The sequence below is a fragment of the Cellulomonas oligotrophica genome (assembly GCF_013409875.1).
In the GTDB taxonomy this organism is placed as follows: Bacteria; Actinomycetota; Actinomycetes; order Actinomycetales; family Cellulomonadaceae; genus Cellulomonas; species Cellulomonas oligotrophica.
Genome location: NZ_JACCBK010000001.1, coordinates 2,493,216 through 2,516,003 on the forward strand (window position 1 = coordinate 2,493,216; position 22,788 = coordinate 2,516,003).

The following is a 22,788-nucleotide window of genomic DNA, read 5'->3' on the forward strand; positions in this document are numbered from 1 at the left end:
GACGTGCCTGACGGACGTGCCTGACCGACGTGCCTGACCGGCGCTCCTCACGGTGCGTGCCGGTCGAGGAACTCGTAGACCTCGGTGGAGTCGACGCCGGGGAAGACGCCGACCGGCAGCGCCGCGAGCAGGCTGGCGTGCGGGCGGGCCGCCGGGAACGCGCGGTCCGCCCACCGCTGCGCGAGCGGCTCCGGGGGGCGGCGGCAGCACGTCGGGTCCGGGCAGCGGGACACCGCGCGCGCCGTCGTCTCCCGCCCCTGGAACCACCGCACGTGCGCGAACGGCACGCCGACGCTCACCGAGAAGTGCCCCTGCGACGACCCCTGCACGCGCGAGGTGCACCAGAACGTGCCCGCCGTGGTGTCGGTGTACTGGTGGAACGGGCTCAGCCGGTCGTCGCGGGTGAACACCACCCGCGCGGTCCACTGCCGGCACACCGGCTGCCCCTCGATCGCGCCCAGCGGGTCGGACGGGAACACCACCCCGTCGTTCTCGTACGCCTTGTGCAGGGTGCCGCCCTCGTGGACCTTCATGAAGTGCACGGGCACGCCCAGGTGCCGGGTCGCGAGGTTGGTGAACCGGTGCGCCGCCGTCTCGTACGGCACCGCGAACGCGTCGCGCAGGTCCTCCACCGAGAGCCGTCGCTCGGCCTTGGCCTCCTGCAGCAGCGCCACCGCGGACGCCTCGGGCAGCATGAGCGCGGCCGCCAGGTAGTTGGCCTCGACGCGCTGCCGGAGGAAGTCGGCGTAGTCCCGCGGCTCGGTGTGCCCCAGCACGTGCGAGGCCAGCGCCTGCAGCAGCGGCGAGCGCGAGTCGTGCACGCCGGGCTCGCCGTGCGGCAGGTAGATCCGGTGGTGCGCGAGGTCGGTCACGGTCCGGGTGGAGTGCGGCAGGTCGGCCACGTGGTGCAGCGTGAAGCCCAGGTGCGCGGCGATCTCGGCGGTCGCCCGCTGCGAGAGCGGCCCGCCGCGGTGCCCCACGGCCGCGAGCAGCGTGCCGGCGTGCTCCTCCAGGTCGGGGAAGTGGTTGTCCTGCGCGCGCATCCTGGCCCGCAGCTCGGTGTTGGCGCGGCGGGCCTCCTCCGGCGTCGCGGCGTGCTCGACGAGCAGCCGCTGCACCTGGTCGACCATCGCCACGAGCGCGTCGAGCGCGTCCGTGGGCAGGGACCGCCCGACCTTGACCGGCGGCACCCCGAGCGCGGCGAGCAGGGGCCCGCGCTGCGCGCGCTCGAGCGCGACCTCGAGCGCCGCCCGCCGCGTCGGCGGCTCGGGGCGCAGCAGCTCGCGCAGGGGGACGTCGAGCGCCTGGGCCACGGCGGTGAGCTGCGACGCGCGCGGCTCGCGGTGCCCGTTCTCGAGCATGGACACCTGCGACGGCGCGCGGCCGATCGCGCGGCCGAGGTCCTCCAGCGTCATGCCGCGCGCGGTGCGCAGGTGCCGGATGCGCCGGCCGAGCACGAGCGTGTCGAGGGGGCCGTCCTGCCCACCGGCAGCGCCCTGCCCACCGGCAGCGCCCTGCCCGCCGCCGGCGCCCCGCTCGCCGGGCGTGACCCGGGCCCCAGGGCGCGGCGGGACGCCGGCGACCCGCGGGAGGGGTCGGGAGGGGCCGGGTCGGTACGCCGTCGTGACCATGTGACCACCGTCACATGGTGCCGGGCGAGTGGTCCAGACGGCACCGCCGAGAAGGACCGGCGTTCTTGCGTCCCTCGACCGAGCGGAGGACGACCCACGGCGGGCAGCGGCGAGCCGCGGCGCGAAGGACCGGAGTTCTTGACGACGCCCCAGGGGTCAGTCCGCCTGCGCGGCCCCCCAGCCGTGCCACCGGTCGACCTCGACGAGCACGCTGACCCGGGCGCGGTCCCGCACCCGGTAGGGGTTGCCCGTGTAGTGCCGCGCCAGCCGGTCGATGTCGACCAGGTCGACGTCGTCGTGGATGTCCACGACCCGGCCCTGCACGCTCACGTGCGTGTACCAGTCGTCGCCCGCCAGCGCCGTGAGGGCCACGTGCGGGTTCGCCCGCAGGTGCTTCAGGCGCGCGCGGCCCGCGTCGAGGTTGAGCAGCACGCGCCCGTCGTCCTCGAGCAGGTACCAGGTCGCCACGGTGACCGGTGCGCCGTCGGGCCGGACGGTCGCCATCACGGCGTGGTTGGGGCGGGCCAGCAGCGCCGCGACGTCGTCGGGCAGGGGAGCCTGGGGCACGGGCGGGTCCTCTCGTCGGCGGTCGGGCCCGCGGGGTGCGGGCCCGACCATCATGACCGTGGGCGCGTCACCGGAACAGCGGCCACTGCGCCCCGGCCCAGAACGCCACCGCGACGGCGCCCGCGGTCACGGCGATCACCGCGACGTCGTACCCCGTCACCTGGAGGTGGCCGACCCGCAGCCGCCGGCCCCGCCCGTCGGTGACGGCCGAGGTGAACCCCCGGGTCTCCAGCGCCTCCACGGTGGTCCGCACCGACTGCGCGGTGTTGAGGAACACCGGGTAGAACGCCAGCACCACGAGCCGCACCAGCCGCACCACCGAGCGCCAGGCGAGGAACCCGGGCGCCGGCGCCGGGGTGCGCAGCCGGTAGCTCTCCACGACGTCGCTGAACTCGTCGACGAGCAGCGGCAGCATCCGGTACCCGTAGCTGACGCCGAACGCGAGCATCGTCGGCGCACGCATCGCCAGCAGCGCGTCGGAGAGCTTCTCGGGGTCGAGCGAGACGAACGCGGCCATGCTCGCCAGCGACACCGTGCCGAGCTTGAGGGTCAGCTCGACCAGCGCGAGCACCGTCTGGGTGTCACCGCCGAAGAGCCACGCGGCGCCCGCGATGTACGCGAGCTCGAGCACCAGACCGATGCCGAACAGCCCCAGCACCAGCGGGCCGACGCGCGCGAGCAGCACGCTCACCGCCCCGACCGCGAACAGCGCCGCGAGCACCGTGAGGTTGTGCGTGAACCACGGGGCCAGCGCCAGCAGCACGTACCAGGCCAGCACCGCCCGCGGGTCCATCGCCGCGAGCACGCCGCCGCGGGTGGCGTACGCGGTGCGCACCAGCTCCAGGCGCACCCACTCCAGCGACAGGACGTCGCGGTGCTGCCGGCTCACCGGGCCACCGCCGCGACGACGTCCGTGCGGCGGGCCGCCACGGCGGCGACCAGCCCGTCGACGTCCAGCGGCACCGGGTCCAGCCCCAGCGCCAGGCCGAGCTGGGTGACCTGCGGCGGCACCAGGTGCGCGCGCGTCAGCAGGTCGGGCCGGGCGAACAGGTCCGCCGGCGGCAGGTCGGCCAGGACGTCCCCGCCCTCCAGCACGACGACGCGCGACGCCCACTCCGCGACGAGCTGCATGTCGTGCGTCGCGACCACCGTGCACGCGATCGTGCCCGCCAGGTCCGCGAGCAGCGCCGTCACGGCGTCCCGGCTCGTCACGTCGAGGCTCGCGGTCGGCTCGTCGAGCAGCAGCAGGCGCGGGCGCATCGCCAGGCCCACGGCCAGCGTGGCGCGCCGCTGCTGCCCGCCCGAGAGGGTCCGACCGTCGCGGTCCGCGAGGTCCGTCAGGTCCACGCGCGCCAGCACCCGCTCCGTCAGCTCGTCCGTGTCGGCACGGCCCCGCCCGCGCGGGAACAGCGCCACGTCCTCGCGCACGCTCGGCGTCAGCAGCATGCGGCGCGGGTCCTGGTACAGGTACGACGCGAGGTCCGCCAGGCGCGGCGCGGGCGCCGACCGGGTGTCGACGCCGTCCAGCTCGACCGTGCCCTCGCGCGGCACGTCGATGCCCGCGAGCATGCGCAGCAGCGTCGTCTTGCCCGCGCCGTTGGCGCCGACCAGCGCGACCCGCGCGCCCGCGTGCAGGTCCAGGTCGAGGCCCGGCAGCACGACGTGCAGGTCGCCGTGCACGGTGCGGCGCGCGTGCCGCACGCCCACGGCCCGCGCCACGACCTCCCGCCCGGAGACCCGCTCGGCGCCGCTGTCCGGCGTCGCCGGCGGCAGGGGCGCCGCACCGTCGGGGCCGGGCGCGGGCGGCCCCGCCAGCAGCGGGCGCAGCAGCGCCGCGGCCCGCTCGACCGTGCGCGGCGCCGCGTCCACCCCCAGTCCCTGCACCGCCCGGACCACCTGCGGCGCGGGGATCCCGTGGTCCGCGAGCTCGCCCGTGCGGGCCATCGCCTCGTCCACCGGCAGGTGCCAGCGCGGCGTCCCGTCGGCCATCAGCACCACCGACCGCGCGAACCGGGCGACGAACTCCACGTGGTGCTCGATCGTCACCACCGTCAGCCCGAGCTCGCGGTTGAGCACGAGCAGCCGCTCGTACACGTCCTCCGCGCGCGCCGGGTCCAGCTCGGCCACGGGCTCGTCGACGACGACCACGGACGGGCGCATCGCCAGCACCGACGCCAGCGCCGTCAGGTGCGCCTGCCCGCCGGACAGCTGCCACACGAACCGGTCCGCCAGGTCCGTGATGCGCAGCATCTCCATCGCCTCCGCCGCCCGCTGCCGGTGGTCGGCCATGCCGCGGTTCACCGGCCCGAACTCCAGCTCGTCGCGCACCGTGGGGCGCACGAGCTGGTGCTGGAAGTCCTGGTAGACGTACCCGACCCGCTCCGAGAGCGCCGCCACCGACGAGTCCCACGTGTCGACGCCGTCGACCCGCGCGACCCCCGCGAACTCGCCGGCCCAGTAGTGCGGCACCAGCCCGTTGAACGTCTTGCACAGCGTGGTCTTGCCCGACCCGTTGCCCCCGACCACCGCGAGCACGTCCCCGCGCTCGACCGTCAGGTCCACGTCGCGCAGCGAGTCCCGCGCGGCGCCGGGGTACCGGAAGCTCACGGCCTCCAGCGCGATGACGGGGTCGCTCACCGCGCGTCCCGCGCGGCACTGTCGGCACGGTCGGCGCCGCCCCGCCGTGCCGCGTCCCGGGCCTGGCCGCGCCGGGCCACGAGGAACGTCGCCCCGCCGACCACCACGAGCGCCGCGACCGACACCCACAGGAACCCGGTGCCGTACGTGCCGACGAAGTCCGGCTCGAACGCACCCACCGACATGTCCCACGCCTCGAGGAACGCGAACAGGAACGACGCGACCGACAGCAGCAGCGCCACCACCACGAACCACGCGCTGCGCGGCGCCGTGCCCTGCACCGGCTCGCCCGGCACCCGCGGGCGCAGGCCCAGCATCGGCTCGATCCGCCCGTGCAGCGCCGGGATCAGCCACATCGCCGGGATCGCGCCGAACAGGATGCCCGACAGGATCACGTCGACCCCCAGGCCGATGCCCTCGAGCAGCAGGATCGACTGCGGCAGGCCCTCGACGAGCTCCGCGTCCTCCACGCCGATCCACACCTTCGACAGGTCCACCAGCGCCGAGAGCACCTTGTCGATCACCACGACCGTCAGCGCCCCGAGCCAGATCTGCCCCCGGCTGCGCGGGTTGCGGATCAGCGACCCCGCCACGTACAGCGCGAGGAACATCTGCAGGAAGCCCTCGATCTCGGACAGCCCCGAGAAGTCGCCCATGAGCAGGTCGGTGAACACGATCTCGCCGAGCGGGGCGCCGAGCGCCGCCCAGAACGGGCTGAACAGCGCCACCATCGTCAGCGGCACGAACACGAAGTACGCCACCGAGACGTCCACCGGGCCCAGCGACACGTCGGGGACCACCTCGAGCAGGATGTTCGACAGCCCGAACAGGGACATCGACAGGACGAACACCATGAGCTTCTGCGGCGGCGCGAGCTCGCGCAGGCCGCCGGGCCCGGTGCCGCGCAGGGCGCCGCGGCGCTCGGCCGTGCGCTCGGTCGTGCTGTCGTCGGGGACGGCGGGGGAGCCGGTGTGCAGGGACATCGTGGCCTCCGGTCGGGGGACGGCTCGGGCGTGCAGGGACGGTCGGTCAGGTCGCATCAGGCGGGCAGGGTCAGACGCGCGACTGCCGGGGTGTGCGCGCGCAGCAGCGTGAGCAGCCCGGTCGGGTCGTCGACGACGTCGGTGGCCAGGCCGCGCGCGAGGGCCGCGTCGAGCTCGACGTCCGGCGTCGACCCGCCGCGCACCAGCACGCGCCGCCCGACCCCGCAGGCCCGCGCGGCCACCGCGTCGTTCTCGGGCTTGTCGCCCAGGAACCACGACGCGGCCGGGTCGGCGTCCGCCACGGCCAGGGCCTCCGCGACGAGCCGGCGGTCGGGCTTGCGGTGCCCGTTCTCGTCGGAGCACACCGACGCCCCGACCAGCTCGGTCAGCCCGTGCGCCGCGCACTCCGCGCGCACCGCCCGCCCGCTGACGGTGTTGGAGACGACGACCACGGGCATGCCGCGCTCGCGGGCGTGCTCCAGCAGGGCGCGCACGCCGGGGCGCAGCGCGCGGCGGCTCTTGGCGCGCCCGAACCGGTAGGTCAGGTCGTGCGCCTCCGCGCGCAGCACCGCGCGGCGCCGGTCGTCGAGCGCGGCACCGACCACGTCGACCCAGAAGGTCACGGCGTCGACCTCGCGCAGCGGGGCGCCGTCGAGGGCGGCACCGCGGCGCTCGCGCTTGAGCGCCGCGTACCGGGAGCGCCCGTCGGCGAGCAGGCGGGCGACGTCCAGGCCGTCGGCGTGCGCGTCGAGCAGGCGGCGCAGGTGGTCGACGAACGCGTCGAGCGCCACGGGGTCGGGCACGGACGTGGAGATGACGCCGCCGTGGTCGATGAGCAGCGCGCCGCGGGACGGGCCGGCCGGCGCCGCGACGGGCGCCGCCGGGGCGTCCGTGGCGAGGGCGCGCTCCAGCAGGTCCGCGATGCCGTCGGGGGTGTCGACCACGGCGTCGGGCACCGCGTCGACCGCGAACGGCGGGCTGTCGGTGTGGTGGCTGCGGGTCACGAGGGTCGCGCCGACCCCCGCGCGCCGCCCGGCGACGACGTCCCGGTCGAGCGTGTCGCCCACGTACCAGCACGCGTCGAGCGGCACGCCGAGCGCCTGCGCGGCCAGCGCCAGGGTGCGCGGGTCGGGCTTGCGCATGCCGACCTCGTCCGAGTACACCTGCACGCCCACGTGCCGGTCGAGCCCGTGCGCGGCCATGAGGCGGCGGTGGCTGAGGCCCGAGTGGGCGTTGGAGACGATGCCGACGCGCACGCCGTGCGCCGCGGCCAGGTCGAGCAGCCGGGGCACGCCCGGGCGCACGCGGTGCGTCGACAGGCGGCTGGTCAGCAGGTCGAGCACGTGGTCGGCCTCCGCGACGAGCACCGCGCGGGCGGCGGGCGGCAGGTCCGCGGCGACGAAGTCCCCGACGACCTCGCGGTGGTCCATCTCGCGCGGGGCGAGGCGGCGGCTGGACGCGTGCTTCCAGTGCTTGAGCGCGGTCAGCGCCGCGTCGAGCGAGGTGCGCACCCGTACCGGGTCGATGTGCTGCCCCGCGCGCGCCAGCAGCGCCACGAGCTCCGCCGTGACGTCGTCGCGCCCGCCGGGCACCTTCGACGTCTCGAACACCACGCCGCCGAAGTCGAGCAGCAGCGCGTGCGGCGCGACGTCCAGCGCGCTGCCGGGTGCGGCCGGTGCCGTCGTCGGGCGGGTCGTGGGCGTCGTCGTCACGGGCGGTCCTTCGCGTCGGTTCCGCGCGGGGCCCGGTGGCTCCGGCGGTCGACGACGACGCTAGGGAGGGCGCACGGCCGCGGGGCGACGGTCGGACGAACGACCGTGGAACGCTCCAGGACGCGGCGCTGGAGCGTTCCATCACCCGTTCGTGTTGGCCGGGCCGTCACCCGGACGACGGACCCCGGTCACCGTCCCGACGTTCTCCCGGTCCTCGGGCCGGATACCACTGACCTGTGCCGCGCACCGCCACCCACCGACCGACGATCGTCGACGTCGCGCTGACCGCCGGCGTCTCCAAGTCGGCGGTCTCGCTCGCGCTGCGCGGCGACCCCGGCGTCAGCGACGCGACCCGCCGGCGCGTGCTCGAGGCGGCTGAGGAGATCGGCTACCGGTCCAACTCGTGGGCGCGCAGCCTCGCGCGCGGGCGCAGCGGGCTGCTCGGCGTCGTCCTCACCGACCTGCACTCCGCGTTCCACACCGACGTCGCCCACGGCGTGGAGGACGCCGCCGACGAGCACGGCCTGGGCGTGCTGCTCGGCCACGGCCGCCGCGACGCCCGGACCCTCGCCGCCCGCGTCGACGCGATGCTCGGCCTCGGCGTCGACGGCCTCGTGCTGGTCACCGGCCTGCTGGACCACGACCAGCTCGCCGAGCTCGGGCGCCGTGTGCCGACCGTCGTGGTCGGCCGCCCCGACGCCGTGCCCGACGAGGTCGGTGCCGTGCACGGCGACGACGCCGCCGGCACCCGCGCCGCCCTGGAGCACCTGGTCGCGCTCGGCCACCGCCGGGTCGCGCACCTGACGTCCGCGTCGAGCGCCGCCGCCCGCGCCCGCGCCGAGGCGTTCACCGCGACCATGCGCGCCTTCGGCCTGGAGGACCGCGCCGAGGTCGTCGTCGCCGACCCCGCCACGGCCCGCGACCCGTGGGCCACGCGCACCCCGGCGCCCGCCTCCGGGACCGCCGACGCGCTGGCGGCCCTCGTGGAGCGCATCCGCGCCGGGGGCCCGGACGCCCCCACGGCGGTGTTCGCCGCCACCGACCGGCACGCCACCGCGCTGCTCGGCGCCGCCCTCGACGCGGGCGTGGCCGTGCCCGACCGCCTCAGCGTCGTCGGCTACGACAACACCGACCGTGCCGCCCAGGTCCGCCCCGCGCTGACCAGCGTCGACCAGCCCCGCCTGCACATGGGCCGCCGCGCCGTCCAGATGCTCGACGCCCAGCTCCGCGGCGCGCAGCCCCGCCACGTCGTCGTCTCCCCGGGCCTGACCGTCCGCGCCTCGACGGCACCGCCGCCGCCCTGACCGGGCCGACCACCCGACCCCGCACACGCCCGCGTCGTAGGCTCGCCCGGACAGGACGGAGGCGACCCATGTCGTTCACCACCCCTCGGGGCTCGCGGGGCGGCACACCGCCGCGGGGCCCGTTCGTGCGGTTCTTCAACCGGATCGTGTCGTGGCGCACGCGCCGCTCGGGCCGCCAGTCCTTCATGGGCATGGACGTGCTGGTGCTGCACACGATCGGCCGACGCAGCGGCGAGCCCCGCCAGACGCCGCTCGCATGGTTCCCCGGACCGGACGGCACCCGCCTCGTCGTCGCGTCGGCCGGCGGCTCGGCCGACCACCCGGCCTGGTACTACAACGTCGCCGCGCACCCCGACCAGGTCGAGGTCGAGATCGGTGGCGTGCGCACCCCCGTGACCGCCGACGAGCTGCACGGCGAGGAGCGCGCCGCCGCCTGGACGCAGATCGTCGCGACCACGGCCCAGTTCGGCCGCTACGAGCAGCGCACCGACCGCGAGATCCCCGTGGTCCGCCTCACCGCGCGCTGACCGGACCGGCCACGGACCACCCGGCGTCGCCAGCCGGCAGCCAGGCGTTCACCACGAACCGGCGGCGACGCGCACGTGCTCGTCCGGGTCGTCCTTCAGCAGCGCGCTGAGCTCGTGGTCGCCCCGCCGGTGCGCCATCACGCCCCACCGCACGACCTTCGACCGGTCGCCCGCCAGCGCGAGCACCGTGGCCCGCGGGCAGGCGAGGTTCTGCGCCACCGCGAACCGGACCTCGGCGGCCCGGTCCCCGGCCAGCCCGGCAAGGAGGTCCGGGTCCGCGGTGTACGCCGCGACCTGACGGCGGACGAGCCTCTCGGGGTCCGCCGCCAGCCGGCGGTGCACCGCCGGCTCGACGCAGATGGCCTGCTCGCGGACCCGCCGGTCCGCGTGCGCCACGACAGCATCGACGAGAGCCGGGCTCAGGGAGCGGGCGAGCTGGCCGACCGCCGCTGCGACGTCGCCGCCGAGCTCCAGCGCCCGCGCCCGGACGACGTCGCTCGCCGCCGGGTTCTGCGCCGCGTTCCACCGCACGTGGAAGTCGCGGTCGGTCAGCAGGCCCAGCAGCGTCGCGTCGGGCGTGCGGAGGTTCGCGGCGATCGCCTGACGGACCTGGCGGTCGGGGTCCGTGGCCAGCTCCGCGGCGCCGGCTGCGGTCAGGTCCGTGCCGGCGGCAGCCCGGCGTCGCTCGGCACGCGTCCCGGTCGGCGTCACGCCCGCCACCCTAGGGAGCCGGGGCCCGGAAGAGCGGCAGGGCTTGCCGGGGGCGGAAGACGGGCCGATCTTCCGGGGTGCGGGACGGTCCGGGCGGGTGCTGCGGGGTCCAGCGTGGGGGCTCCAGCCGACCCCACCGGAGGACGCGATGACCGCACCGACCGCCACCCCCACGTCCCTCGCCCCCACGGCGCCCGGCGCCGGCCGCGTCGTCGTCGACGTGCCCCGCGTGCTCCCGGGCGACCAGCGCGAGACCGCCGAGCAGATCGAGCACGCCTGGCGCACCGACCCCCGCTGGGCGGGCGTGCAGCGGCGGCACACCGGGCAGGACGTCGTCCGGCTGCGCGGCTCGGTCCGTGAGGACCCGACGCTCGCCCGGCGCGGCGCCCAGCGGCTGTGGGAGCTGCTGCACACCCGCACCCACGTGCCGGCGCTCGGCGCGCTCACCGGCAACCAGGCCGTGCAGCAGGTCAAGGCCGGTCTCGAGGCGATCTACCTGTCCGGGTGGCAGGTCGCCGCCGACGCGAACCTGTCGGGCCAGACGTACCCCGACCAGTCGCTGTACCCCGCCAACTCGGTGCCCGCCGTCGTCCGGCGCATCAACAACGCGCTGCTGCGCGCCGACCAGGTCGACGTCGCGGAGCACGGCGCCCCCACCCGCGACTGGCTCGCGCCGATCGTGGCCGACGCCGAGGCCGGGTTCGGCGGGCCGCTCAACGCCTACGAGCTCATGCACGCGATGATCGCCGCCGGTGCCGCGGGCGTGCACTGGGAGGACCAGCTCGCCGCGGAGAAGAAGTGCGGGCACCTGGGCGGCAAGGTCCTCGTCCCGACGTCGCAGCACGTGCGGACGCTGTCCGCCGCGCGGCTCGCCGCCGACGTCGCGGGCGTCCCCACCCTCGTCGTCGCCCGCACCGACGCCCTCGGCGCCGACCTGCTCACCTCCGACGTCGACGAGCGGGACCACCCGTTCCTCACCGGCGAGCGGACCGCCGAGGGGTACCACCGGGTCACCCCCGGGCTCGACGCGGTGCTCGCCCGCCAGGACGCGTACGCACCGTTCGCGGACCTGCTGTGGGTCGAGACGGCCACGCCGGACCTCGCGCTCGCGGTGGAGTTCGCCGAGCGGATCCACGAGCAGCACCCCGGCAAGCTGCTGGCGTACAACTGCTCGCCGTCGTTCCACTGGCGCTCGCACCTGACGGACGGGCAGATCGCCCGCTTCCAGCGCGAGCTCGCGGGGCACGGGTACGCGTTCCAGTTCATCACCCTCGCGGGCTTCCACGCCCTCAACCACTCGATGTTCACCCTCGCCCGCGGCTACGCCGAGCGCGGCATGAGCGCGTACGTCGAGCTCCAGGACGCCGAGATCGCGTCCGAGGCCGACGGCTACACCGCGACGCGCCACCAGCGCGAGGTGGGCACCGGCTACTTCGACCAGGTCGCCACCGCGATCGACCCCACGAGCACCACCCTCGCCCTCGCCGGCTCCACCGAGACGTCGCAGTTCCACTGACCCACGCCCTCACGAGACGGAGCACCGCCATGACCCTCGTCGACGCACCACCCCCCACCCGTACCGGACCGCGCGAGCGGCTCGTCGTCGTCGGGCCCGCCGTGCCCGGGAGCGAGACCGTCCTCACCGGGCCCGCGCTGGACTTCCTCACCGACCTGCACGCCCGGTTCGCCGGCCGCCGGCAGGAGCTGCTCACGGCCCGGCAGCGCCGCCGCGACCGGTTCGCCAACGGTGCCGACCCCGGCTTCCTGCCGATCACCGCGCACCTGCGCGCCGACCCGACGTGGCGCGTCGCGGGCCCCGGCCCCGGCCTGGAGCACCGTCGCGTCGAGATCACCGGCCCCACCGACCGCAAGACCACCGTCAACGCGCTCAACTCCGGCGCGCACGTGTGGCTGGCGGACCACGAGGACGCCATGAGCCCCACCTGGGGCAACGTCGTCTCCGGGCAGGTCAACCTGCACGACGCGATCCGCGGCCAGGTCGACTTCACCAGCCCCGAGGGCAAGGAGTACCGCGTCGGCGCCACCACCCCGACGATCGTGTTCCGCCCCCGCGGCTGGCACCTGACCGAGAAGCACGTGCGGTTCACCGACCGCGCCGGCCAGGAGTGCTCGTCGTCCGCGAGCCTCGTCGACGCCGGGCTGTACCTGTTCACCAACGCCCGGGCGCTCGTCGACTCCGGCCGCGGCCCGTACCTGTACCTGCCCAAGATCGAGGGGCACCTGGAGGCGCGGCTGTGGGACGAGGTGTTCCGCTTCACCGAGGCGTACCTCGGCCTGCCGTACGGCACGATCCGCGCGACCGTCCTCATCGAGACGATCACGGCCGCGTTCGAGATGGAGGAGATCCTCTACGAGCTGCGCGACCACTGCGCGGGCCTGAACGCCGGCCGCTGGGACTACGTGTTCAGCGTCATCAAGACGTTCCGGGCCCGCGGCACGCGGTTCGTGCTGCCCGACCGGGCGCGGGTGACGATGACGGTGCCGTTCATGCGCGCCTACACCGACCTGCTCGTCGCGACGTGCCACCGCCGGGGTGCGCAGGCGATCGGCGGCATGAGCGCCTTCATCCCGGACCGCCGCGACCCCGAGGTCACCACGCGGGCGCTCGCGCAGGTCCGCGCCGACAAGGAGCGCGAGGCCGGGCAGGGGTTCGACGGCACGTGGGTCGCGCACCCCGACCTCGTCCCCGTCGCCCGGGCGGTGTTCGACGACGCGCTCGGCGACCGGCCCGACCAGCGCGACCGGCTCCGCGAGGACGTCGCGGTCACCGCCGCCGACCTGCTCGACGTCGCGTCCGCGGGCGGCGGCGAGCCCGGGGCGGTCACCGACGGTGGCGTCCGCACGAACGTGTCGGTGGCGCTGCGGTACCTCGAGGCGTGGCTGCGCGGCACCGGCGCCGTCGCGATCGACCACCTGATGGAGGACGCGGCCACCGCCGAGATCTCCCGCTCGCAGCTGTGGCAGTGGGTGCACCAGGGCGTCACGACCGCCGAGGGCACGCACCTGGACGCGGCCGCCGTCGAGGCGGTGCTCGCCGACGTCCTCGACGGGCTGCCCCGCACGCCGGGCGACCGGTACGACGACGCCGCGGCGCTGCTGCGGGAGGTCGCGCTCGGCGAGGACTTCCCGACGTTCCTCACGGTCCCCGCGTACACCCGGCACCTGGTCACGCGCACCTGACCGGGACCGGCTCGCACGTCACCGGCCCGTCGCCGTCCCGTCGCCCGGCCGTCACCCCTGACGGCCGGGCGACGACGCGCACCGACCCTAGGCTCGCGCGGTGACCTCGCCCGCGCTCGCCCGCCGCCTCGGCCTGACCGACGCGGTCGTCGTCGGCCTGTCCGCCATGCTCGGTGCCGGGGTGTTCGCCGTGTGGGCGCCCGCCGCGCAGGCCGCCGGTGCCGGGCTGCTGGTCGGCCTCGTCGTCGCCGCCGTCGTCGCGTACGCCAACGCCACCGCGACCGCCCAGCTCGCCGCGGTGCACCCCGTCGCGGGCGGTACCTACGCCTACGGGCGTGCCGAGCTCGGGCCGTGGTGGGGGTTCGTCGCCGGATGGGGCTTCGTGATCGGCAAGACCGCGAGCTGCGCGGCCATGGCCATGACGTTCGCCGCCTACGCCGTGCCCGAGCCGTGGCAGCGCCCCGCCGCGGCGGCCGCGGTCGTCGCGCTCGTGGCCGTCGACCTCGCCGGCGTCACCCGCACCGCCCGCGTCGCCCGGGTGCTGGTCGCGCTCGTGCTCGTCGCCCTCGCCGTCGTGGTCGTGGCCGGCGCGGCGGGCGGCGCGTGGGACGTCGGCGGCCTGGCCGGCGGCGCTGCGACCGGCGGGGCGTACGGCGTGCTCCAGTCCGCCGGCCTGCTGTTCTTCGCGTTCGCCGGCTACGCGCGCATCGCCACCCTCGGCGAGGAGGTCGTCGACCCCGCCCGCACCATCCCGTGCGCGATCACCGTGGCGCTCGGCACCGTGATGGTCGTCTACGTGCTGCTCGCCGTCACGGTCCTCGGCGTGCTCGGCGCCGAGGGGGTCGCCGCGTCGTCCGCACCCGTGGCCGACGCCGTCGCCGCGACCGGGTGGACGTGGGCCGGCCCGCTCGTGCGCGTCGGGGCCGCAGCCGCGTCCCTCGGCGCCCTGCTGGCCCTGCTCGCGGGCGTCGGACGCACGTCGCTGGCCATGGCGCGCGAGCACGACCTGCCCGGGGCGCTCGCGGCCGTGCACCCGGTGCGGCAGGTCCCGCACCGGGCCACGCTCGTCGTCGGCGCCGTCGTCCTGGCGCTCGTGCTGACCGTGGACCTGCGCGGGGTCATCGGCTTCTCGTCGTTCGGGGTGCTCGTGTACTACGCGGTCGCCAACCTCGCCGCGTCCCGGCAGCGCGGCGCCGCCCGTCGCACCCCGCGCACGCTGCAGGCCGTGGGCCTCGTCGGGTGCGTCGTCCTCGTCGTCACCCTGCCCGCGCCAAGCCTGGTCGTGGGGGCTGCGGTGCTGGTCACGGGCGTGCTGGGCCGGGCCGCCCGGCTGCACCTCGCCCGCTGACCGGCTCGCTGAGCATGCGCCGCAGATCCGCGCGAAAAAGCCGTTGGCGCCTCCCCGGACGCGGCGTAGCGTCGGTCGCACACTGAAGGGAGGTGGTCCGAGACATGAAGTCTCTCCGGACGCGTGAGGTGGCTGCCCGCTAGTCGCCCGAAGCATCGGACGGATTGCTCGATCCGCTGATCGCCCCGCCGGCAACCCGGCCGGGCGGCTGGTGAATCTCCGGCAGTCACCGCAGCCCGTGGGTTGCCGCGACCTCGTCCTTCGCGGCAGGACCTCTTCCGAGGGGTCCGGCCCACGGGCTGTTGCCTGCCCGGCTCCGGCACCCCGCCCGGATGAGAGGCTGGCCCCGTGGCACTCAAGACACCCGCCGAGATCGAGCAGATGCGCCCCGCGGGGCGGTTCATCGCGTCCGTCCTGACCTCGCTGCGCGAGTACGCGCAGGTCGGCATGACGACGAACGACCTGGACGCGCACGCGCACCGCCTCATCGACGAGGCCGGTGCCCGCTCGGTGTACCTCGGCTACCACCCGAGCTTCGGCGCGATCCCGTACCCCGGGGTGCTGTGCACGTCCGTCAACGACGCGGCCCTGCACGGCCTGCCGTCGGACCTCGTGCTCCAGGACGGCGACGTGCTCAGCGTCGACATCGCCGCGGAGGTCGAGGGGTGGGTCGCCGACTCCGCGCTGACGTTCCAGCTCGGCACCCCCACGCCCGAGGCGCAGCAGCTCATCCTCACCACCGAGCGGGCTCTCGCCGCGGGCATCGCCGCCGCGCAGCCCGGTGCACGCATGGGCGACGTGTCCGCCGCGATCGGCCGCATCGGCCGGCAGGCCGGCTACGGCATCAACGCGGACTTCGGCGGCCACGGCGTCGGCCGCACCATGCACGAGGACCCGCACGTGCCGAACCTGGGACGCGCCGGCACCGGGGAGCGGCTCAAGCCGGGCCTGGTCATCGCGATCGAGCCCTGGTTCATGGCCGGCGGCGACGCGTACGTCGTCGACCCCGACGGCTGGACGATCCGCAGCGCCGACGGCTCCCTGACCGCGCACGCCGAGCACACCATCGCCATCACCAAGCGCGGCCCGGTCGTCCTCACCGCCCGCGACTGACCCTCGGCACCCGTGGACGCGCTGCCCAGTCTGCTCGTCCTGCTCCTCGGATCGGCCCTCCTCGGCATGGGCGTGCTCTCGTACACGGGCCGCCGGCGGGAGTGGGCGGCGAGCGGGCGGGCGCTGTTCGCCTCCGGGCTCGCATGCCTGCACATGGGTGGCGCGCTGATCGTCCTGGCGATAGCGGGCTTCCTCCTCGCCCTCGTCCCACCGGCCGTCCTCCGTACCCTCCTGCTCGTGACGACGGTGTGGGGGCTGGTCGGCGTCGCGGGACTTGTGTGGTGGCCGCGGGTGCTGATGCCGCGGTGGTTCCGGCTGCAGGTCGAGCACGAGCGGGCCGACCGGCGCGCGGTCCGTACGAGCCGGCGGGCCCGGCGACGGCACTGGTGGGTGACGACGCGGCGCAGGTGGGTCGCACGACTGAGGGGGACGCCATGAGCGGACGGACGGGTACGGCGGTCGCCTCGATCCCCGTGCCGGAGGGCTGGGAGGTGCTCGAGCAGACGGAGCACCGCGTGATCGTGGCGGCGCCGACCGGGTCGCCCGCGTTCCGCGCCAACGCCGTGCTGACGACGTTGCCGTCGCCCGCGCCCATCACGGACGCCTCGTCCGCGGCGCTGGCGAACGCTGTCGGGGAGCACCCGGGGGCGCTGCTAGTGAGCTGCGACGTGTGGCCCTCCGGCGCCCACCCGGGCCGCAGCCTGCTGTTCACCTACCCCGTGGGGGAGGAGTCCGAGGTGGCCGTGCAGCAGTACGTGTGGGCGACCGGGCGCCACCACGTGCACCTCGTGGCGAGCTGCGCCACCTACCAGCTGGAGGGGCACGAACCCTTCTTCCTGGACCTGGCCGCCGGCACGACGTTCGCGGAGGACGCATGACGACCGACGAGCAGGCCTCGACCTGGGCGGGGGAGCCCCTGGAGGACCTCGCGGGGCTGACGGGTGGTCGCGGGGAGCAGCGCGACGGGCCCGTCGTGCCCGACGCGGCCCTCGACCTCGTGGCGCGCGCTGACCGGCGCGGACGGGTCCCGCGGGACGCGTCCGGGTCCCCGGAGGCGCAGGCGCTGCGGGCTGCCGGGCTCCTCGACGACGGCCGCGCGCTCACCCCCTTCGGGCACGCCGTGCGCGACCACTGGCGCGCCGGCGTCACGTTCCTCGAGGCGCACGCGCGCGGGGAGCGGCCGGGGCGGCTCACCGCCTGGCCGAGCAGCCGGTCGCTGCTCGTGGCGGCGTCGGCGGGGGCCGACGAGAGTCCCGTCCCCGCCGGGCACGTGCGCCTGGGGGTGGTACCGACCAGCCGGTTCGTCTCGTACCTCGCCGCCTGGGCGGGCGTGCGACCCGCGTGGTCGTTCGACCTCGGGCCCTGGGAGGTCCCACGCGCGGACTACGAGGCCCGGCTGAGCCCGTCCGCTGACGCGCCGCCCGAGCCGCCCCCGGGCACGGGCGAGCGCGCTGCCCGTCTGTGGCGCGAGCCCTGGACCGAGATCGTGACGGTCACGCCGCAGTCGTCGCTGCGGTTCGTCGTCGCGGGCACGGCGGGCGCGCTGCGGGTCGACGTGCGCGACGACCTGGTCGCGCTCGCGGTCCTGCCGCCGCGCCTGCTCTTCCTCACGCTGGTGACGCAGACGGGCGCGGCCGTCCAGGGGCGGTGAGCGGCCTGCGTCAGCAGGTCTCGTGGACGGCGTCGGGGGCGGAGCGCGGGGAGACGTCGTAGTCGCGCAGGATCACCGACAGGTGCGGGTCGCGCGTGCCGCTGTCGGCCTGGGCGGCGCACGCCGCGGCGAACACGTCGGCGTCGTACTCGACGTCGAGGACCACGGGGTAGACGGACGTGAACACCCCGCACTCCTCCCACGCGGCGCACTCCTCGGCGACCACCAGGTCGGCGCCCAGGGCCCGCACCTGCTCCGTGAGCTCGGCGGTGTTCTTCTGCGCGAACGCCAGGCCGGCGGCGTGCGCGCGGTCGATCAGCAGCGCGGCGGTCGCCAGGGTGTCGTCCTCGTCGAGCAGACCCTCGGAGCGGGTGTAGGCGTCGAGGTTGTCGATCTCGACGGCGTCGAACCCCGCGGCGGCGCAGCCGTCGATCGTCGCGCCGACGCGTGCGGCGACGCGCTCGCGCAGCGCGGGCGTCGAGACGTCGAAGATGACCTCGTCGGGCCAGCCCGGGTCGCGCAGCGGCTCGCCGTCGACGTGCAGCACGAGCTCGGGCTCGTCGCGGATGACCTGCTCGGTGTCGCCGGGCTGGGTCTGGAAGCCGTTGACGTAGCAGACGTCGTACCGGCCCGACGGGGGCTCGGTGGAGTCGCGGATCACGACCTCGGTGCCGTCCGCGGGCTCGTCCGCGCCGCCGAGCTGGTACTCGAACACGGCACCCGACGGGGGCAGCGCGACCGGGGGAGCGGCGTCGGCGACGGGGGAGGCGTCGTCGGTGGCCGCGACGGACGTCGTGGGGGAGGCCGTGACCGGTGCGGCGGGCGGCGAGGCGACCGTGCCGGTGCCCGTCGGCGTGCCCGAGCAGCCGGCGGCCGCGAGCAGGGCGACGAGACCGACCAGCGCGCGGCGGGCCGGGACGCGTCCTGCCGGGCGGGCGCGGTGCGGGGCGGGGTGCGGGGTCATGCGGGCTCCCGGAGGTGCTCGGGGACGGCGGCGGGCGGGGTCACGCCGACGGGGTCGACGAGCAGCAGGGGGTCGGCGTCGAGGTCGACGACGCGCGAGCGGGCCGGCTCCGTCAGCGCGGTCTCGAACCGCACGGTCGCCTCCCGGCCGCGCACGTGCACGACCCACCCGCGTCCCAGTGTCGCGTGCTCGACGTCGAGGCCGGGACGGGCGTTCGTCACGTCGAGGGCGCGGCCGGACGGCGCCGGGCCGAGCGGGCGGCCCACGACGGGCCGGTCGGCGTCCGCCCGGGACGCCTCGGTGCCCGGCTCCGGCCGCACCCGGACCGCGGGCCGGGCGTCGCCCACCTCGTCGTCGAGGGCCACCGGCGCCGTACCGCGCTCGACGGCCACGCCCGGCAGGTCCAGCGCGAGCTGCGCGTGCGCGGACAGACCGTGGAACGACACCCCGAGCAGCCGCACGGGGTCGTTGATGCCCGCGGCCAGGGTCGCGCTGCGGGCGGCGTCGCGCAGGTCGGCCGCCGACGCGGTGGGCTGCGGGAACGTCACCGACCGCGTCACGGTCGAGAAGTCCGAGTACCGCACCTTCGCCACCACGGTCCGGGTGGCGCCGCCGTGCCGCTCGAGCCGTTGCAGGGCCTCGTCGACCACGTCGTCCACGGCCGCCAGCACGAGCTCGCGGCCGAACAGGTCGTGCGCGAACGTGCGCTCCGCACCGGCGGACTTGCGCTCGCTGGTCACGACGACGGGCCGGTCGTCGAGGCCACGGGCCAGCAGGAACAGGTTCGTGCCGGACGACTCGCCGAGCGTCATCGTCAGGGTGTCGAGGGGCTGGCGGCGCAGGTCGGCGACGGTGCGCACCCCGAGCCGTTCCAGCGCCGCCGCCGTGGCGGGCCCGACGCCCGGGATGGTCCGCACGTCCAGCGGCAGCAGCACGTCGTCCTCGTCCTCGGGCCGCACGACGACCAGGCCGCCGGGCTTGCGCAGGTCGGACGCGATCTTCGCGACCAGCTTGGACCGCCCGACGCCGACCGACACCGTCAGCCCGGTCCGCTCGGCGACGAGGGCGCGCACGCGCTCGCCGGCCTCCTGCGGGTCGGGGGCGCCGCCCTCGGCGAGCGCGAGGTCCGCGAACGCCTCGTCGATGCTCAGGGGCTCGACGGCCGGCGTCAGCTCGCGCAGCGTCGCCATGATGACCGCGGAGTACGCCGAGTAGGCGGCGAACCGCGGGGTCAGCACCGCGGCGGCGGGGCTCAGGCGCCGGGCGCGCGCCATGGGCATCGCCGAGCGGGCCCCGTCGCGGCGGGCCTCGTACGACGCGGTGGACACGACGCCGCGCCCCCCGACCCCGCCGACCAGCACCGGGCGGCCGCGCAGCGACGGCTTGTCGCGCTGCTCGACGGCGGCGAAGAACGCGTCGGCGTCGAGGTGCATGACCGTCGCGGCGTCGCGCACGCGCACGGCGTCCACGAGCCGCTGCACGCGGTCTGCTCCCCGGTCCACCGCACCATCCTCCGTCGCCGCGGGGACACCGCCGACCGCGGGGCCGCGAGCGGGCCGCCGCCCCGGCCTACCGGCGCACGAGGTGGCGCCACGTCTCCGGGTGCGCGCGCAGCCACGTCTCCAGGTCCTGCGGCGGGCGTCCCATGACACGCTCGACCGTGTCGCTGACCACGTCGAGCTCGCCCGCGGCGATCGCCGCGTACGAGGTCACCCAGCCGGTGACCTCCCAGTCGGGGGCGCCGTACCCGGCCCGGGACGCGTACGCCTCGTCGAGCGACTCGGGCGCGTACCGCACCGGCCGGCCCGTGACCCGACCGACGGTGTCGGCGACCTCCGCGACGGTCAGCGCGGTCGGCCCGGTCACGTCGAGCACCTGCCCGTCGTAGGCGTCGCCCGCGAGCAGCACGCCGACGACGACGTCGGACACGTCTCCGTGCCCGACGCTCGCGACCCGTCCGTCGCCCGCCGGCCCGCGGATGGTCAGGTCGTCGCCCACGAACGCCGGCCAGGCCGCGTGGTAGAGGCTGTCGCGCAGCGCGGTCCACCGCAGCCCCGACGCGGCCAGGTGCTGCTCGGTGGCCCAGTGGTCGCGCGCGAACGTGAACGTCGCGTCGGGCGCGGCGCCGAGGAACGACAGGTACACCACGCGCCGCACCCCCGCGGCGACGGCCGCGTCGATCGCGGCCCGGTGCTCGGCGACACGGTCGGCGGACTCGCGCCCGGAGACGAGGAACAGGTCGTCGGCGCCCTCCAGCGCGGCCCGCATGCCCTCGGTGTCGGCGTACCCCTGCACGCCGACGACCTCCCGGCCCGCGGCGCTGGCCATCGCCTTCGGGTCCCGCACGAGCAGCCGCTGCACCACCGGCTGCGCGTCGTCCCGCGTGCCGGCGAGCCGTTCGGCGACCCGTCGACCTACCTGCCCCGTGGCTCCCGTCACCGCGATCACACCCATGGACGGCACGCTAGACCTGAACCGTTCCACCGGCCCGCCGGGCGCCGGTGCGCCGCTCAGCCGGCCCGCACCTCGGGGCCGTCGTCCGTGCCGACGACCGTCGGCACCACCCGTGACGCGTCCACGGCCACGGCCATGTCGACGTCCTGCGGCCACCCCGTGCGCACGAGCTCACGGCCGCTGGTCGACGCCAGCACGGCCGCGGCCGCGTCGGGCGTCGCCGACCACAGCGCCGCCGCCGCGAGGGCCTCGGGCGACAGGCCCGTGCCGTGCGCGCGCAGCACCGCGGCCACCGCCCCGGCGCCCAGCAGGTCCTCCAGCGCCGGGCGCAGGCTGCCGTCGGTCCACCGCTCGCCGGCCGGGACGAGCACGACGTCGTGCGCGGGGTCCGCGTCCAGGTGCGCCGCCGCGGCCCGCGCGACCGCCGACGCGTTGCGCAGGCACCCCACGACGACCCGCGCCCCCGTCCCGGCCACCGCGTGCGTGATCGCGGCACCGTTCGGCGACGGCAGCACCAGCCGCTGCGCACCCACGTCGCGCAGGGACGCGGGTGACAGGCTCAGCCGTCCGTCCCCGCGGGGCCGGGCCAGCGCCGCCCCGGTCGCCTCCGCGAGCCGCTCCGCCTCGGCCGGGTCGGACCACGGCACCGGGAGCACCCGCGCCCCGCCCTCGCACGCCACCGTCACGGCGGTGCCGAAGGACAGCACGTCGACGACCACCGTCATCGACCGTGGCGCGTGCTCGCCGAGCAGCGCCATCGCCCCCGTGCGGCCCCACTCCATCCGCACCCGTGCCCTCACCTGATCCCCCACGCCACCATCCAACCCCACCCCGACCAGGCCTTTCGCCCGCCTCGCCGCCGAACGCGGCGCCGATCGCCCCGTGACCACCCTCGCCACAGGTCAAAGGGGGGCACAGTGGTCAGGTGACCCTCTTCGCCGAGCACCGGCCCGACTTGCGAGGCGTGCCCGACCCCGCTCTCGTCGTACGCGTCGCGGCCCCCGACGATGTCGACGCGGTCGTGTCTGTCGCGGCCACCCGGGGGGAGCGGGCACCCGGGTTCCGCGACCAGGTGGCGGCCTGGGCCCAGGACCCTGCCCGGCACGTGCTCGTGGCCGATCGACGCGGTGAGGTCGTCGGCTGGGCGATGCTCGCCCGCTGGGTCGACCCGACCGACGTGCCGGACGGCTGGTACGTCTCCGCACTGACGGTGCACCCGGCGTGGCGCCGACGCCACGCCGGTGACCGGCTCCTGCGCGCGCTGCTGACCTGCGACCTCGCCGCCGACGGACCGGTACGCAGCGTCGTCAACGCCGGCAACGGCCCCTCCCTCGCCCTGCACCGCCGGCACGGGTTCGTCGAGGTGCGTCGCGCGGCTACGCTCGCCGGGATCACCTTCGTCGGCGGCACCGGCGTGCTGCTCGCGGCGGACCGAGGAGAGCGGGGACGGGCGTGACGCAGCAGGACGTGTACCGGGTGATGACGGTCTGCACCGGCAACATCTGCCGCTCGCCGATGGCCGAGGTGGTGCTCCGCGACCGGTTCGAGGCCGCCGGCCTCGGCGACCGCGTCGTCGTCGACTCCACCGGCATCAGCGACGAGGAGCACGGCAACCCCGTGGACCGTCGCGCCCGCGCGGTGCTGCGCGCGCACGGGTACGACGACGGCACGGGCCACCACGCCCGCCAGGTCCGCGCGTCCGACCTGCTGGCCCGCGACCTGCTGCTGCCCATGACGTCGGCCCACGCCCGCGCGCTGCGCCGCCTCGCCGGCGACGACCCCGCCCTGACCGGCCGCATCCGCATGCTGCGCACCTTCGACCCCGCGGCCCCCGGCCCCGACCAGCCCGAGCACCTGCTCGACGTCGACGACCCCTGGTACGGCCCCGACGCCGGCTTCGAGACCACCCTCGCCGAGATCGAGGCCGCCGCCGACGGCATCGTCGCCCACGTCCGCGAGGCCCTCGCCGCCCGCGGCTGACCGCG

General features: G+C 76.3%; 22 protein-coding genes. 11 read left to right on the forward strand and 11 right to left on the reverse strand.

What is annotated here, in order from left to right; translation table 11 throughout:
* Positions 1 to 47 precede the first annotated feature (47 nt).
* The 6 genes from BKA21_RS11310 to BKA21_RS11335 all read right to left on the reverse strand — a co-directional run bounded on the left by BKA21_RS11310 (position 48) and on the right by BKA21_RS11335 (position 7,530).
* The gene (locus tag BKA21_RS11310) at positions 48 to 1,631 is read right to left on the reverse strand and encodes an XRE family transcriptional regulator (protein WP_140458279.1); all 1,584 of its coding nucleotides are present in this window, start codon (positions 1,629 to 1,631) and stop codon (positions 48 to 50) included.
* 156 nt (positions 1,632 to 1,787) lie between these two features.
* On the reverse strand, positions 1,788 to 2,198 hold the full coding sequence (locus BKA21_RS11315) for a TIGR03618 family F420-dependent PPOX class oxidoreductase (RefSeq protein WP_140458280.1): 411 nt from the start codon (positions 2,196 to 2,198) through the stop codon (positions 1,788 to 1,790).
* Between the two features lie 67 nt (positions 2,199 to 2,265).
* Positions 2,266 to 3,087 carry an energy-coupling factor transporter transmembrane component T family protein gene (locus BKA21_RS11320; RefSeq protein ID WP_140458281.1) on the reverse strand — a complete coding sequence of 274 codons (822 nt, stop codon included), beginning with the start codon at positions 3,085 to 3,087 and terminating at the stop codon, positions 2,266 to 2,268.
* Positions 3,084 to 4,835 (reverse strand): ABC transporter ATP-binding protein, encoded by a 1,752-nt coding sequence (locus BKA21_RS11325; protein ID WP_140458282.1) that lies wholly within the window; start codon positions 4,833 to 4,835, stop codon positions 3,084 to 3,086. Before BKA21_RS11325 ends, BKA21_RS11320 begins: the two co-directional genes overlap by 4 nt.
* Positions 4,832 to 5,818, reverse strand: coding sequence for a DUF8171 family membrane protein (locus BKA21_RS11330; protein ID WP_140458283.1), 987 nt, complete (start codon positions 5,816 to 5,818; stop codon positions 4,832 to 4,834). The genes BKA21_RS11325 and BKA21_RS11330 overlap by 4 nt, the downstream gene beginning before the upstream one ends.
* 56 nt (positions 5,819 to 5,874) lie before the next feature.
* Entirely contained in the window at positions 5,875 to 7,530 is a 1,656-nt protein-coding gene (locus tag BKA21_RS11335; protein ID WP_140458284.1) for an HAD-IA family hydrolase, read from the reverse strand.
* Between the two features lie 236 nt (positions 7,531 to 7,766).
* Here BKA21_RS11335 and BKA21_RS11340 point away from each other — a divergent pair, with 236 nt between their 5' ends.
* Together BKA21_RS11340 and BKA21_RS11345 are read left to right on the forward strand one after the other, a co-directional pair.
* Entirely contained in the window at positions 7,767 to 8,834 is a 1,068-nt protein-coding gene (locus BKA21_RS11340; protein ID WP_203793595.1) for a LacI family DNA-binding transcriptional regulator, read from the forward strand.
* A gap of 68 nt (positions 8,835 to 8,902) precedes the next feature.
* Positions 8,903 to 9,361, forward strand: a complete 459-nt coding sequence (locus BKA21_RS11345) for a nitroreductase/quinone reductase family protein (protein ID WP_140458285.1) — start codon at positions 8,903 to 8,905, stop codon at positions 9,359 to 9,361.
* A 48-nt stretch (positions 9,362 to 9,409) separates the two neighbouring features.
* On the opposite strand, the gene BKA21_RS11350 is transcribed toward BKA21_RS11345, so the two are convergent.
* Positions 9,410 to 10,072: a hypothetical protein gene (locus tag BKA21_RS11350; RefSeq protein ID WP_140458286.1), complete on the reverse strand. Its 663-nt coding sequence runs from the start codon at positions 10,070 to 10,072 to the stop codon at positions 9,410 to 9,412.
* 148 nt (positions 10,073 to 10,220) lie between these two features.
* Here BKA21_RS11350 and aceA point away from each other — a divergent pair, with 148 nt between their 5' ends.
* The 7 genes from aceA (at position 10,221) to BKA21_RS11385 (ending at position 17,385) form a co-directional block, all read left to right on the forward strand.
* Positions 10,221 to 11,588: an isocitrate lyase gene (gene aceA / locus BKA21_RS11355; RefSeq protein ID WP_140458287.1), complete on the forward strand. Its 1,368-nt coding sequence runs from the start codon at positions 10,221 to 10,223 to the stop codon at positions 11,586 to 11,588.
* Between the two features lie 29 nt (positions 11,589 to 11,617).
* Positions 11,618 to 13,273, forward strand: coding sequence for a malate synthase A (gene aceB, locus BKA21_RS11360; RefSeq protein WP_140458288.1), 1,656 nt, complete (start codon positions 11,618 to 11,620; stop codon positions 13,271 to 13,273).
* Positions 13,274 to 13,373: 100 nt separating this feature from the next.
* A complete protein-coding gene (locus BKA21_RS11365) occupies positions 13,374 to 14,621 on the forward strand; it encodes an APC family permease (protein ID WP_140458289.1) in 1,248 nt (415 codons plus the stop codon).
* 348 nt (positions 14,622 to 14,969) lie between these two features.
* Positions 14,970 to 15,734, forward strand: coding sequence for a type I methionyl aminopeptidase (gene map / locus BKA21_RS11370; RefSeq protein WP_140458290.1), 765 nt, complete (start codon positions 14,970 to 14,972; stop codon positions 15,732 to 15,734).
* A 12-nt stretch (positions 15,735 to 15,746) separates the two neighbouring features.
* A complete protein-coding gene (locus tag BKA21_RS11375) occupies positions 15,747 to 16,172 on the forward strand; it encodes a hypothetical protein (protein ID WP_140458291.1) in 426 nt (141 codons plus the stop codon).
* Entirely contained in the window at positions 16,169 to 16,612 is a 444-nt protein-coding gene (locus BKA21_RS11380; RefSeq protein ID WP_140458292.1) for a hypothetical protein, read from the forward strand. Before BKA21_RS11375 ends, BKA21_RS11380 begins: the two co-directional genes overlap by 4 nt.
* Positions 16,609 to 17,385 (forward strand): hypothetical protein, encoded by a 777-nt coding sequence (locus BKA21_RS11385; protein WP_140458293.1) that lies wholly within the window; start codon positions 16,609 to 16,611, stop codon positions 17,383 to 17,385. Before BKA21_RS11380 ends, BKA21_RS11385 begins: the two co-directional genes overlap by 4 nt.
* Positions 17,386 to 17,395: 10 nt before the next feature.
* Here BKA21_RS11385 and BKA21_RS11390 read toward each other — a convergent pair whose 3' ends face one another.
* The 4 genes from BKA21_RS11390 to BKA21_RS11405 form a co-directional block, all read right to left on the reverse strand.
* Positions 17,396 to 18,349, reverse strand: coding sequence for an endo alpha-1,4 polygalactosaminidase (locus BKA21_RS11390; RefSeq protein ID WP_140458294.1), 954 nt, complete (start codon positions 18,347 to 18,349; stop codon positions 17,396 to 17,398).
* On the reverse strand, positions 18,346 to 19,851 hold the full coding sequence (locus tag BKA21_RS11395) for a DNA polymerase IV (protein WP_203793594.1): 1,506 nt from the start codon (positions 19,849 to 19,851) through the stop codon (positions 18,346 to 18,348). Before BKA21_RS11395 ends, BKA21_RS11390 begins: the two co-directional genes overlap by 4 nt.
* Positions 19,852 to 19,918: 67 nt before the next feature.
* Positions 19,919 to 20,803 carry an NAD(P)H-binding protein gene (locus BKA21_RS11400; RefSeq protein ID WP_140458295.1) on the reverse strand — a complete coding sequence of 295 codons (885 nt, stop codon included), beginning with the start codon at positions 20,801 to 20,803 and terminating at the stop codon, positions 19,919 to 19,921.
* Between the two features lie 56 nt (positions 20,804 to 20,859).
* Positions 20,860 to 21,615, reverse strand: a complete 756-nt coding sequence (locus BKA21_RS11405; RefSeq protein WP_239073046.1) for a 2-phosphosulfolactate phosphatase — start codon at positions 21,613 to 21,615, stop codon at positions 20,860 to 20,862.
* 113 nt (positions 21,616 to 21,728) lie between these two features.
* On the opposite strand from BKA21_RS11405, the gene BKA21_RS11410 reads away from it, so the two are divergent.
* Both BKA21_RS11410 and BKA21_RS11415 read left to right on the forward strand, forming a co-directional pair.
* Entirely contained in the window at positions 21,729 to 22,259 is a 531-nt protein-coding gene (locus BKA21_RS11410) for a GNAT family N-acetyltransferase (protein WP_140458296.1), read from the forward strand.
* A gap of 23 nt (positions 22,260 to 22,282) precedes the next feature.
* Positions 22,283 to 22,783: a low molecular weight protein-tyrosine-phosphatase gene (locus BKA21_RS11415; RefSeq protein WP_140458481.1), complete on the forward strand. Its 501-nt coding sequence runs from the start codon at positions 22,283 to 22,285 to the stop codon at positions 22,781 to 22,783.
* The last annotated feature ends 5 nt before the right edge of the window (positions 22,784 to 22,788 follow it).

Coding starts and splice junctions, on each gene's coding strand:
- BKA21_RS11310 (WP_140458279.1), bottom strand. CDS start 1,631: ATGGTCACGACGGCGTACCGACCCGGCCCCTCCCGACCCCTCCCGCGG.
- BKA21_RS11330 (WP_140458283.1), bottom strand. CDS start 5,818: ATGTCCCTGCACACCGGCTCCCCCGCCGTCCCCGACGACAGCACGACC.
- BKA21_RS11345 (WP_140458285.1), top strand. CDS start 8,903: ATGTCGTTCACCACCCCTCGGGGCTCGCGGGGCGGCACACCGCCGCGG.
- aceA (WP_140458287.1), top strand. CDS start 10,221: ATGACCGCACCGACCGCCACCCCCACGTCCCTCGCCCCCACGGCGCCC.
- aceB (WP_140458288.1), top strand. CDS start 11,618: ATGACCCTCGTCGACGCACCACCCCCCACCCGTACCGGACCGCGCGAG.
- BKA21_RS11380 (WP_140458292.1), top strand. CDS start 16,169: ATGAGCGGACGGACGGGTACGGCGGTCGCCTCGATCCCCGTGCCGGAG.
- BKA21_RS11385 (WP_140458293.1), top strand. CDS start 16,609: ATGACGACCGACGAGCAGGCCTCGACCTGGGCGGGGGAGCCCCTGGAG.
- BKA21_RS11390 (WP_140458294.1), bottom strand. CDS start 18,349: ATGACCCCGCACCCCGCCCCGCACCGCGCCCGCCCGGCAGGACGCGTC.
- BKA21_RS11400 (WP_140458295.1), bottom strand. CDS start 20,803: ATGGGTGTGATCGCGGTGACGGGAGCCACGGGGCAGGTAGGTCGACGG.
- BKA21_RS11415 (WP_140458481.1), top strand. CDS start 22,283: ATGACGGTCTGCACCGGCAACATCTGCCGCTCGCCGATGGCCGAGGTG.